This window comes from Rhizobium anhuiense (assembly GCF_003985145.1).
GTDB classification, from domain to species: Bacteria; Pseudomonadota; Alphaproteobacteria; order Rhizobiales; family Rhizobiaceae; genus Rhizobium; species Rhizobium anhuiense.
The window spans coordinates 18,868-30,893 of sequence record NZ_ML133549.1 but is presented as its reverse complement, the minus strand read 5'-3'; the positions used below and the strand labels follow the sequence as shown (position 1 = coordinate 30,893).

Below are 12,026 nucleotides of genomic sequence, written 5' to 3'. Positions count from 1 at the left end.
GGGGCTGCGACCCACTTGCCGTCATAGACCGAGAACTTCTGCAGCGCCGCCGGCACCGACTTGTCCCAGCCTTCCTTCTTCGCCGTCTCCGTCAGGTCGCCCATGACACCGGCCTGGGCATAATCGAGCACGGTATACCCCAGCATCTGCGAGGCTGTCGGATAGGTGCCGGCCGCCACCATCGCCTTCAGCGCCGTCATCGCCGCGTCACCGCCACCGCCGGCCACCGGAACATCCTTCCAGGCAAAACCTTCCTTCGACAGGTCCTGCTTCAGAACGTTCAGCGCCGCTGCCTCCCCGCCCGACGTCCACCAGTGCAGCATCTGCACTTCCTTCACGTCGGCAGCCTGCGCTGCGCTCAGGCCGGCCATCATCACGACAGCAATCGCTGCCGAGCTCAAAAACTTGCGCATGAATTTCCTCCCATTTGCAAATCGGCGGCGGGACCCTCCCTGCCGCCCGATGTTTTCCACCCATTATGGCGGTCGACATACGACCGCGCTCCTCCGCGCGGTTGCTAATTTAAAACGTTATAACTCTTTGATCGTCAAGTCCTTTCTCGACTGTCGAGAAAAATATGGTTATTTCGCCATGGCATTGAAACTAATAGATATTTTCTGTAAGATTAACAAAACGTAGAAATTTAAAACGTTTTCATTCGTTGATTGCGTGCCGGATTCATCGTGTTATTGTGTCGGCAAATCCAGCATGGAAAGCTCAGGGTGACCGAACCGTCCCGGCCGCAACGCGGCGAAAATTTCGATATCGCACACAGGCGCGGCAAGCCGACCTTGCGAACGATCGCCACGATCGCCGGTCTTGCCGTGACGACGGTGTCACGGGCGCTTTCCGACGCGCCGCAGATTTCGCTGGAGACCCGTCAACGCGTGCACCGTATCGCCCGCGAGATCGGCTATCTCCCCGACCGGGCCGCGCAGCGTCTGAAGACCGGCCGCACCAACGTCATCGCCATTCTGCTCGATTCGCACGAGGAGGTGGTCGGCTTCAGCACCTCGATCATGTACGGCATCGCCAAGGCGCTGAAAGAGACCGCCTACCATCTAGTCGTCGCACCGAACTTCCTGTCGACGACCGACGTCGAGGCCGCCGAATACATTATCCGCAACCACCTCGCCGACGGGCTGATCTTCACACGCACCGAACCGCTCGATGCCCGTGTCCGCCTGCTGCTCGAAACCGGCTTTCCCTTCATCTGTCACGGCCGCACCGAATTTTCGACGCCGCACCCCTATGTCGACTACGACAATTTCACCTTTGCCTATGAGGCGACGCGCCGGCTGATCGCCAAGGGCCGCAGAAAGGTGGCGGTGATCCTGCCGCCGAAACGGCTGACCTTCTGCCAGCATATTCTGCATGGTTTCATGACGGCGGTGCGCGAAGCAGGCATCGCCTATGAGATCCCTGAAGCCATCGATCTCGATACACCGGCGGGTGTGCTGCGCGACTTCATTCGCAGCCGCGCTGATGCCCCGGATGCTCCTGACGGTTTCATCTGTCCCGGCGAAGTTTCGGCGCTCGCCGTCATCAGCGGCATGAGCGATGCCGGCCGTTTACTGGCCATCGATTACGATATCGTCGCCAAGGAGACATCCCGCCTTCTCAGCCAGTTGCAGCCGAAGGTCGACACGATCCACGAGGACCTGACGGCCGCCGGCGAGGATCTCGGCCGCATGCTGCTGCAGCGCATCAACAATCCGGACGCCGAAGATCTGCAGCTTCTGCTGCCGCCGCAGATCAACTTTCCGGTCGGTTAACCGCTCGGCTGTGACGGCCGACCTCTTAAAACTGTTTGCATGACGCGTGATTTGTCCTAGAAGCACCGCGTAATCCGGTCGCAGCCCACCCGGTCAAAACAAGGGATCCAAAATATGAAAACCATCGTCGTCTGCTCCGGCGGACTGGACTCCGTTTCGCTTGCCCACAGGATAGCCGCGGAAAAACAGCTTATCGGCCTAATTTCCTTCGACTACGGCCAACGGCATCGCAAGGAACTCGAATTCGCCGCGAAGTGTGCCGCACGTCTTTCCGTTCGCCATCATATTATCGACATTGCCAGCATCGGCGGCCATCTCAGCGGATCGGCCCTGACCGACAATGTCGAGGTTCCCGACGGCCACTATGCCGAGGAGACCATGAAAGCCACGGTCGTCCCGAACCGCAACGCCATCATGCTGGCCATCGCCTTCGGTCTGGCGGCAGCGCAAAAGGCAGATGCCGTTGCCGTCGCCGTGCATGGTGGCGACCACTTCATTTACCCCGACTGTCGGCCGGGCTTCATCGACGCCTTCCAGCGCATGCAGAACGAAGCGCTGGAGGGTTATGCCAGCGTGAAATTGCTTGCACCCTATGTCGATGTTCCCAAAGCGGCGATCGTGGTTGACGGCGCAAAACACGGCACGCCGTTTTCGGAAACATGGTCCTGCTACAAGGGCGGCAGGCTCCACTGCGGGCGCTGCGGAACCTGCGTCGAACGCCGCGAGGCCTTCCATCTGGCCGGCGTTCCCGATCCGACGGAGTACGAAGACCGGGACTTCTGGAAAGCGGCCGTGTCGCAATATTCGGCGACGGAGGTGCATTGATGTACCGCATCACCAAGGAGTTTCACCTCTCCGCCTCCCATCAACTGGATCACCTGCCCGCCGACCATCAATGCGCGCGGCTCCACGGCCACAACTACATCGTGGTCGTCGAGCTCTCCGCCGAAAGCCTGAATGATGACGGCTTCGTTCGTGACTACCACGACCTCTCGTCGCTCAAGCGCTATATCGACGAAACCTTCGATCATCGGCACCTGAACGACGTGTTCGGCCATTCGAAAGTCACCTCCGAGTTCCTGGCAAGGCACTTTTACGACTGGTGCAAGCAGCGCTTCCCGGAGACATCATCGGTTCGCGTCAGCGAGACGCCGAAAACCTGGGCGGAGTACAGGCCGTGAGTGGCGGAACCATTCGCGTCAGCGAGATCTTCGGCCCGACCATCCAGGGTGAAGGCGCCTTGATCGGGCTGCCGACGGTGTTCGTCAGAACAGGCGGCTGTGATTATCGATGTTCCTGGTGCGACAGCCTGCACGCGGTCGACAGCGCCTTCCGCGATCAATGGATTCCGATGTCCCCCGAGGCGATCTGGCATAAGGTCACCGAACTCTCCGGGGCAAAGCCACTGACGGTTTCCCTTTCCGGAGGCAATCCGGCGATCCAGCCCTTAAGGCCGCTGATCGAACTTGGCCATTCCCAAGGATACCGCTTTGCACTGGAAACGCAGGGAAGCATAGCCCAGGCCTGGTTTCGCGATCTCGACGTCCTGGTCATCAGCCCCAAACCGCCATCCAGCGGAATGCCGACGGATTGGGACCAGGTGGACAACTGTCTTCGACTGGCCGCCGGTGGCCCTGAGATCGCCTTGAAGATCGTCGTCTTCGACGATGCCGACTACGCATTCGCCCAACGGGCGGGTGAGCGCTATCCCCAAATTCCCCTGTTCCTCCAACCCGGCAACCACACCCCGCCGCCGCCCGACGATGACGACGCCCGCATTGATATCGACGGCGTGATGGATCGGATGCACTGGCTTGTCGACAAGGTGACGGCGGACCAATGGTTTGCAGCCCGCGTGCTGCCTCAACTGCACGTGCTGCTTTGGGGAAACAAGCGAGGGGTCTGAGCTACCTGCCCTCTGGAAAGGCGAAGACATCGACCGGTTCGCCGAGCCCGCGCAGCGGGAAGGTGCCGAGACTGTCCATCTCCTCCGCGCAGCCCGCCATTTCGACGAAGGCCCGCGATAGCAGCACCGGACGCTTGACCTCCTTGGTCAGGCTTTCCAGCCGCGAGGCGACATTGACCGCCGGCCCGATGACGGTGAAATCCAGCCGCCGGCGCGAGCCGATATTGCCGTACATGACATCGCCGACATGCACGCCGACGCCGTAGCGCAGCGGTTCGCGCCCATTGCTCGCATGCTGCTGGTTCAATTGCGCCATCAACTCCTGGCCCTCACGGATCGCCTGCAGCAGATCATGACAGGCCGTTTCCTTGCTCAGCGGAAAGATCGCCAGCAAGCCGTCGCCCATGAACTTCAGGATCTCTCCGCCATAGCGCTCGATCGGGTCGGACATCGCGTCGAAATAATCGTTGAGCAGATGGATGACGTCGTCGCGCGGCCAGAGATCCGAAATCGCCGTAAAGTCGCGCAGATCGCAGATCATGATCGCCGCGCCGACGGTCGCGCCGCTGCCACGTGTCGTAACACCCGACAGGATCTGCTCGCTCGCATGCGGTCCCACATAGGTCTGCAGCAGCGTGCGCGCCATGATGTTCTTCAGCCGGATTTCGCTGACGAGGGTCAGGGCCGGCAGCAGGTCGCGCAGGGAATCGATATGATCATTCGTAAAACCGCCCGGCCGGCTGGTGGAAAATGTCGCGACGTGCCGTTTGCCGAACGTATGCTCGACCGGCCAGGCGATATACTCCGTGAGACCGTCGTCGCGCAGTTCCTGGTAGAATGAATCCTCGTCGCCGTCGGCTGTGTCTTCCAGCTGTTTGCGCACCTCCTCCGCACCCTGATGGATCGCATTGACGGGACTTTTCAGGAACTCCGGGGTATTTTCGACACCATAGGCGAAAGTGTTGATCTTCGCCTCCGTCAGACCCTCCTTCCAGAGGATGCGGGCGCCAATCCATTGCGGATGGTTCGTCCTGAAATGCAATGTCGCGCGCGCCACCGGCACCCCTGATGCCAATAGCTTCTCGCACATCTCCACCAGGATGTTGTCGATGAACCGCTCGCCGCGCGTCTCGTTCACCAGCCAGTCGAGGATCCGTCTCCTGCGGACCGGCCAGACGCCATCATCCGCTTCGACGGTAGTCCCGGCCTTGTCCAAAAGAGACGACATCAAAAACTCCTGCTGCGCCATATCGGCGAGTACTGAATTTAGTTTCCGCTGAATGTGGGCGATAGGGAAGCAAATGATAAGGGGAGACGGCGATCAAACCTCAGAAATCCCAGTCCTCGTCCTCGGTCGCCACTGCCTTGCCGATGACATAGGAGGAGCCGGAGCCTGAGAAGAAGTCGTGGTTCTCGTCGGCATTCGGCGAAAGTGCCGACAGGATCGCCGGGTTGACCTTGCAGGCATCAGCCGGGAAAAGCGCCTCATAGCCGAGGTTCATCAGCGCCTTGTTGGCATTGTAGTGCAGGAACTTCTTGACGTCCTCGGTCAGCCCGACGCCGTCATAGAGCGCTTCGGTATATCTGGCCTCGTTATCGTAGAGTTCGAGCAGCAGCTCGAAGGCGAAATCCTTGATCTCCTGCCTTCTCTCCTCGCCGAGCCGCTCCAGCCCGCGCTGGAACTTGTAGCCGATATAATAGCCGTGCACCGCCTCGTCGCGGATGATGAGGCGGATCATGTCGGCCGTATTGGTCAGCTTGGCGCGGCTCGACCAGTACATCGGCAGGTAGAAGCCGGAATAGAACAGGAAGCTTTCGAGGAAGACGCTCGCGACCTTCTTCTTCAGCGGATCGCCGGAGCCGTACTGCTCCATGATCATCGCCGATTTCCGCTGCAGGAATTCATTCTCCTCCGACCAGCGATAGGCATCGTCGACATCGGGCGTCGAGCACAGCGTCGAGAAGATCGAGGAATAGGAGCGCGCATGCACAGCCTCCATGAAGGAGACGTTGGAAAGCACCGCCTCCTCATGCGGCGTTGCCGCATCTTCCATCAGCCTTATGGAACCGACGCCATTCTGGATCGTGTCGAGCAGCGTCAACCCGGTGAAGACGCGGATGGTCAGTTGCTGCTCGACCGGCGTCAGCGTCGCCCAGGAAGGAATGTCGTTCGAAAGCGGCACCTTTTCCGGCAGCCAGAAATTGCCGGTGAGCCGGTTCCAGACTTCGAGATCCTTATCGTCCTCGATACGGTTCCAGTTGACGGCGCGCACGCGGCTGATCGGCTTTACGGCGATGTTCATGGTGATTATGTCCTCAATAGATCTGATGGCGCTCGGAGCCCCCTCACCCTGCCCTCTCCCCGAGGGGAGAGGGGATGTCGCGCCTGCCGCAAATGTCTTCTCCCCATCGGGGAGAAGGTGCCGGCAGGCGGATGAGGGGGCCATTTGCTTAAAGGCTCGCGGCCGAAATCAACTCACAGCGTACAAGACACACAGCCCTGCACCTCAGTGCCGGACAGCGCCATTTGGCGAAGGCGGATGTAGTAGATCGTCTTGATGCCCTTCTTCCAGGCATGGATCTGCGCCCTGTTGATATCGCGCGTCGTCGCCGTGTCGCGAAAGAACAAGGTCAGCGACAGCCCCTGGTCGACATGCTGGGTCGCCGCCGCATAGGTGTCGATGATCTTCTCCGGTCCGATCTCGTAGGCATCCTGATAATAATCGAGATTGTCGTTGGTCATGAACGGTGCCGGATAATAGACGCGGCCGATCTTGCCTTCCTTGCGAATTTCGATCTTCGAGACGATCGGGTGGATCGAGGAGGTCGAGTGGTTGATGTAGGAGATCGAGCCTGTCGGCGGCACCGCCTGCAGGTTCTGGTTATAGAGGCCGGAGGCCATGACCGCCTTCTTCAGCGCGGCCCAGTCTTCCCTTGTCGGAATATGGATGCCCGCCGTCTCGAACAGCGCCCTGACCTTCTCCGTCGCCGGCTCCCAGAGCTGCTCGGTATATTTGTCGAAATAGTCGCCGGAAGCATATTTCGAATTCTCGAAGCCCTTGAAGCTCGTGCCGCGTTCGACCGCCAAGAGGTTCGAGGCGCGGATCGCGTGATAGGTCACTGTATAGAAATAGATATTGGTGAAATCGACACCTTCCTCCGAGCCGTAGAAGATGCGTTCGCGAGCGAGATAGCCGTGCAGGTTCATCTGGCCGAGGCCGATCGCATGGCTCTCGTCATTGCCCTTCTCGATCGAGGGGACCGAGGAGATGTGGCTCATGTCGGAAACGGCCGTCAGCGCCCGGATCGAGGTCTCGATCGTCTTGCCGAAGTCGGCCGAATCCATGGCCGCCGCAATGTTCAGCGAGCCGAGATTGCAGGAAATGTCCTTGCCGAGATATTTGTAGGAGAGGTCATCGTTATAGTCGCTGGCCTCGCTCACCTGCAGGATTTCCGAGCAGAGGTTGCTCATCGAGATGCGTCCGGCGATCGGGTTGGCCCGGTTCACCGTGTCCTCGAACATGATATAGGGGTAGCCGCTCTCGAACTGGATTTCGGCAAGCACCTGGAAGAATTCGCGCGCCTTGATCTTCTTCTTCGAAATGCGGGCATCCGCCACCATCTCGCGGTACTTTTCCGTCACCGAAATCTCGGTGAAAGGCACGCCATAGACGCGTTCCACGTCATAGGGCGAGAACAGGTACATGTCCTCGTTGTTCTTGGCGAGCTCGAAGGTGATGTCGGGCACGACGACGCCGAGCGACAGCGTCTTGATGCGGATTTTCTCGTCGGCATTTTCACGCTTGGTATCGAGGAAGCGCATGATATCGGGGTGATGGGCGTTGAGATAGACCGCACCCGCGCCCTGCCGCGCCCCGAGCTGGTTGGCATAGGAGAAGCTGTCTTCGAGCAGCTTCATCACCGGGATGATGCCCGACGACTGGTTCTCGATCTGCTTGATCGGCGCGCCGGCCTCGCGGATATTGGTCAGCGACAGCGCCACGCCGCCGCCGCGCTTCGACAATTGCAGCGCCGAATTGATCGACCGGCCGATCGATTCCATATTGTCCTCGACGCGCAGCAGGAAGCAGGAAACCAGCTCGCCGCGCTGCTTCTTGCCGGCATTGAGGAAGGTCGGCGTCGCCGGCTGGAAACGGCCGGAAATGATCTCGTCCACCATGTCGCGGGCAAGGCCCTCATCGCCGCGTGCCAAGGCCAGCGCCACCATGCAGATGCGGTCCTCGTAGCGCTCGAGATAGCGCTTTCCGTCGAAGGTCTTCAGCGTATAGCTGGTGTAATATTTGAAGGCGCCGAGGAAGGTCGGGAAACGGAATTTCCTGGCATAGGCCTGGTCAAACAGGTCGCGCACGAAATTGAAGGAATACTGGTCGAGAACCTCCTGCTCGTAATAGCCCTCGGTCACGAGGTAATCGAGCTTTTCCCGCAGATTGTGAAAGAACACCGTGTTCTGGTTCACATGCTGCAGGAAATACTGCTTCGCCGCCAAACGATCCTTGTCGAGCTGGATCCGCCCATCCTCGTCATAGAGGTTCAGCATGGCGTTCAGCGCGTGATAGTCGAGCGTTTCGGCCGCTTTCAAAGGGCGTTCGCCAGCGGGATGAGCAAAAGTGTTATGCGGTTTTGCGCCCGCATCCCGCGTCAGAGTTGTTCCCGTGTCCAAAATCGTTCCATCCCGTGTTTGACCTTGGCGACGTCGTCTTCCGTACCCATGAGCTCGAACCTGTAAAGGTAAGGCACCTGGCATTTCCGCGAGACCACGTCGCCGGCGAGCCCGTATGTCTCGCCGAAATTGCTGTTGCCCGCGGCAATCACGCCGCGGATGTGTCCTCGGTTTTCCGCATCGTTCAAGAAACGGATCACCTGCTTGGGAACGGCGCCCTTGCCGCCGTCGCCGCTATAGGTCGGCACAACAAGCACGAAGGGTTCGCGGATATGGAACGCGTCAACGCCACCGGTCGGAATGCGCGCCGCGCGCAGTCCGAGCTTGGCGACGAACCGATGGGTATTTTCGGATCGGCTGGAATAATAGACGATCAACCCCACCGCTTGTCCTCACTCAGGAGAGCGCGCTGATCATGTCGGGGCGGAAGCCCGCCCAGTGCTGCTCGCCGGCGATGACGACAGGCGCCTGCATGTAGCCGAGGCTGCGGACCCGATCGAGCGCTTCGGCATCCTGCGAGATATCGACGATGTCATAATCGACACCCAGACGGTCGAGGGCGCGGTAGGTGGCAGTGCACTGGACGCAGGCAGGCTTGCTGTAGACGGTAATGGTCATAGTATTCCTCGTGACGACGCGATTGGGACGCAGGACATCGATCGGAAATCTCTCGATATCCGTCGAAAAGGCTCTGTATTTTGCAGCGATGCGGCTCGTTCAGCCGCCGGGCGCGACGTGCCCTTTATATTGCGCGGGTGGCGGCCTGAATTGAGATACTGACATGACTTCACCCCGAAGTGGCTCAATGCGAAGGTTTCAGGGGCGGAGGTTCGGGCCTGCGAAACGCGATGCGGAGATCCCCGCAGCCATGCAAACGCGACCTTCCGGACACCCCGCCCGTGGACGTTTTGTTCGAGGCAGGTCTCCTGGCTCACGGGTCAAAGCACCCTGCCCCAGCCTTCCCAAGGCCTCATGCCTCAGTGACCTGAAATCGGACAGTTGCTCTCCGCTCACAGTTGCGGGGGCAGCTCCGGCGTTGTTGCGCCGTCATGGCGAAACGCACCGTATTCCCGTCTTAGCCCGCGATTCCTGACGAATCGAAGGAACCTCGAACACTAGATATAGTACGCCAATCCAAATTCGCGTCAACGGATGGTTTGTGCATTGCGTTACGACAGGTTTGAAATCGCTACATTCCTGTGAAGAACATGGATAACCAAAGCTTAAAGACAGCAGGCTGTGGAGAAGCCCCACGAGGGGAGCCGACCTATGACCGGTCCAAAGATTTCGGTTCGAGATCAGGCCCGAATCGTCGATGGGACATCCCGCCGGTGACGGGCGCCGGAGGATGAAGTCGGGGAATGCTTATATCTTTATCCGAAGCAGCCGCAGCGCGTTGATCGTCACCAGCACGGTGGCGCCGGTATCGGCGAGGATCGCCGGCCAGAGCCCGGTAATGCCCATGATCGTCGTCACCAGGAACACCGCCTTCAGCCCCAGCGCGATGCTGATGTTCTGCAGGATGTTGCCCATCGTGCGTTTGGAAAGTTCGATCATCCGCGCCACGTCGCCGACGCGTCCGTGCAGCACGGCGGCATCCGCGGTCTCCAGTGCCACATCGGTGCCGCCGCCCATGGCGATGCCGATATCGGCAGCCGCCAGCGCCGGAGCATCGTTGATGCCGTCGCCGACCTTGGCGACGATCAAGCCCTGGCGCTTCAATTCGCCGACGACACGCTGCTTGTCCTCAGGCATCATCTCCCCGAGCCAGTCGATGCCGAGCATGCCGGCCACGGCTGCCGCCGTCCGCTTGTTGTCGCCCGTCAGCATCATCGCCTTGACGCCTGCCGATTTGAGGCTAGCGAGCCCGGCCTCGGCATCCTCGCGCGGCTCGTCGCGCATGGCGATCAGGCCGGCCGCGATACCGTTGACAAGCAGCACCGATACGCTCTTGCCCTCGTCGTTGAGCGCCGTGATGCATGCATCCTGCTCCGCGCTGAGCGCCCCGAGCGCACGGGCAGCCGGCGGCGACAACAGGTCCAGCGTCTCGCCGCCGACCTTGCCGCTGACACCCTTGCCCGGCAGCGCTTCCAGCTCAAAGGCTGGCGGCACGGGAACGCCGTCCGCCTTGGCGCGGTTGAGGATAGCCAGGGCCAAGGGATGGCTGGATCCCTGCTCCAGCACCGCCGCGCGCGACAACACCTGCGCCTCCTTCAATCCGAAGGAAATGATGTCGGTCACCTGTGGCCTGCCCTCGGTCAGCGTGCCTGTCTTGTCGAAGGCGACCATCGTCACCTTGCCGAGCGTTTCCAGCACCGCGCCGCCCTTCATCAGCAGCCCGCGCCGCGCCCCCGCCGAAAGCGCAGCGGCGATTGCCGCCGGCGTCGAGATGACAAGCGCGCAGGGGCAGCCGATCAGCAGGATGGCGAGACCCTTATAGATCCATTCGCCCCACGACCCGCCGAACAGCAGCGGCGGAACGATGGCAACCAATGCTGCGACCACGACCACGCCGGGCGTGTAATAGCGCGAGAAGCGGTCGATGAAACGCTCGGTCGGCGCCTTCGATTCCTGCGCCTCCTCCACCAGCTTGACGACTCGGGCGATGGTATTGTCGGCCGCCGCCGCCGTGACGCGAACCCGGAGCAGCACATCGCCATTCACCGTGCCGGCAAAAACAACGGCATCGACACCCTTGCGCACCGGCGTGCTCTCACCCGTCACCGGCGCCTCGTCGATCGCACTCTCGCCGGAAACAATGATGCCGTCCGCCGAGATCCGGTCCCCCGGACGCACCATGATGATGGCGCCGACGGCAAGGCTTTCCGCCGGCACTTCCCGCGTCTGGCCATTGTCTTCGAGCAGCGCATTCTTCGGCACCAGGGCCGCCAGCGACTGGATGCTTTGGCGCGCCTTGCCCGCCGCCACCCCTTCCAGCAGCTCGCCGACGAGGAACAGCAACACGACGGTTGCCGCCTCCTCGCCGGCATTGATGATGACGGCGCCAACGGCGGCGATCGTCATCAGCATCTCGATCGAAAACGGTGTTCCCGAGAAAGCGGCCATGACGGCGCGCCGCGCAATCGGCACCAGGCCGACCAGCACGGCGACGATGAAGGCGTAAGAACCAATCGCCGGCACCAGATGGCCGACGGCATAGGCGGCAACGAGTGCGACACCCGAAAGGATGGTCAGCCGGCCCTTCCGGCTCTGCCACCAGGGACCGGCCATCGGCGCATGGTCGTGCCCGTGCAGGCCCTCGATTTCCTTCGCGCCATGATCGTGCGAGTGGTCATGACTTACATGATCATGGCCGTCATGGTCATGGTCATGGCCCGCGTGATCACCATGGTCATGCTGATGGTCGTGACGATGCTGCGCACCGTTTTCCTGCGCGGGTGCCGCGCTTCCGGCAAGCGGCGCGACGGAATAGCCGAGCCCTGTCACCTTCTTCTCGATCGCCTTGAGATCGCTGCTGCCGTCATGCCGGACGGTCATCGTGCCCGCCATCACCGAAACGGAAACATCGGCGACACCCGCCACGCGTCTGACCGCGGTATCGATCTTGGTTGCGCAGGCGGCGCAATCCATGCCGCCGACCCGGTATCGTGTCTCGCTCTCAGCCATGATCCGCTTCCTTGTCAAATAGAAGCATCTCTCCTAC

Annotated in this window: 10 protein-coding genes, 1 pseudogene and 1 riboswitch; of the genes and pseudogenes, 4 read left to right on the top strand and 7 right to left on the bottom strand. The window is 60.8% G+C overall.

Translation table 11 applies throughout. From position 1 onward, the window contains the following. Positions 1-413 (bottom strand): annotated as a pseudogene (locus tag EEQ99_RS33980) (extracellular solute-binding protein); the annotation flags it as partial. 309 nt (positions 414-722) lie between these two features. On the opposite strand from EEQ99_RS33980, the gene EEQ99_RS33975 reads away from it, so the two are divergent. The 4 genes from EEQ99_RS33975 (at position 723) to queE (ending at position 3,681) form a co-directional block, all read left to right on the top strand. After that, a complete protein-coding gene (locus tag EEQ99_RS33975; RefSeq protein ID WP_028757121.1) occupies positions 723-1,775 on the top strand; it encodes a LacI family DNA-binding transcriptional regulator in 1,053 nt (350 codons plus the stop codon). Positions 1,776-1,889: 114 nt separating this feature from the next. Beyond that, positions 1,890-2,600, top strand: a complete 711-nt coding sequence (queC, locus tag EEQ99_RS33970) for a 7-cyano-7-deazaguanine synthase QueC (RefSeq protein WP_127431913.1) — start codon at positions 1,890-1,892, stop codon at positions 2,598-2,600. Then, on the top strand, positions 2,600-2,956 hold the full coding sequence (gene queD, locus EEQ99_RS33965) for a 6-carboxytetrahydropterin synthase QueD (RefSeq protein WP_127431912.1): 357 nt from the start codon (positions 2,600-2,602) through the stop codon (positions 2,954-2,956). Before queC ends, queD begins: the two co-directional genes overlap by 1 nt. Further along, entirely contained in the window at positions 2,953-3,681 is a 729-nt protein-coding gene (gene queE, locus EEQ99_RS33960; protein ID WP_127431911.1) for a 7-carboxy-7-deazaguanine synthase QueE, read from the top strand. Before queD ends, queE begins: the two co-directional genes overlap by 4 nt. A 1-nt stretch (position 3,682) precedes the next feature. On the opposite strand, the gene EEQ99_RS33955 is transcribed toward queE, so the two are convergent. The 6 genes from EEQ99_RS33955 to EEQ99_RS33930 form a co-directional block, all read right to left on the bottom strand. Next, the gene (locus EEQ99_RS33955; protein ID WP_127431910.1) at positions 3,683-4,909 is read right to left on the bottom strand and encodes an adenylate/guanylate cyclase domain-containing protein; all 1,227 of its coding nucleotides are present in this window, start codon (positions 4,907-4,909) and stop codon (positions 3,683-3,685) included. Between the two features lie 100 nt (positions 4,910-5,009). Then, positions 5,010-5,984: a class 1b ribonucleoside-diphosphate reductase subunit beta gene (gene nrdF, locus EEQ99_RS33950; RefSeq protein WP_127431909.1), complete on the bottom strand. Its 975-nt coding sequence runs from the start codon at positions 5,982-5,984 to the stop codon at positions 5,010-5,012. A gap of 173 nt (positions 5,985-6,157) precedes the next feature. Continuing rightward, complete coding sequence (nrdE, locus tag EEQ99_RS33945; protein WP_048338616.1) at positions 6,158-8,362, bottom strand: class 1b ribonucleoside-diphosphate reductase subunit alpha; 2,205 nt, start codon at positions 8,360-8,362, stop codon at positions 6,158-6,160. Then, positions 8,341-8,745 (bottom strand): class Ib ribonucleoside-diphosphate reductase assembly flavoprotein NrdI, encoded by a 405-nt coding sequence (gene nrdI / locus EEQ99_RS33940; protein WP_127431908.1) that lies wholly within the window; start codon positions 8,743-8,745, stop codon positions 8,341-8,343. The genes nrdE and nrdI overlap by 22 nt, the downstream gene beginning before the upstream one ends. A 13-nt stretch (positions 8,746-8,758) precedes the next feature. Then, positions 8,759-8,980 carry a glutaredoxin-like protein NrdH gene (nrdH, locus tag EEQ99_RS33935; protein WP_018243700.1) on the bottom strand — a complete coding sequence of 74 codons (222 nt, stop codon included), beginning with the start codon at positions 8,978-8,980 and terminating at the stop codon, positions 8,759-8,761. Positions 8,981-9,261: 281 nt separating this feature from the next. After that, positions 9,262-9,488, bottom strand: a riboswitch (cobalamin riboswitch). A 239-nt stretch (positions 9,489-9,727) separates the two neighbouring features. Next, positions 9,728-11,989: a heavy metal translocating P-type ATPase gene (locus EEQ99_RS33930; RefSeq protein WP_127431907.1), complete on the bottom strand. Its 2,262-nt coding sequence runs from the start codon at positions 11,987-11,989 to the stop codon at positions 9,728-9,730. Between the last annotated feature and the right edge of the window lie 37 nt (positions 11,990-12,026).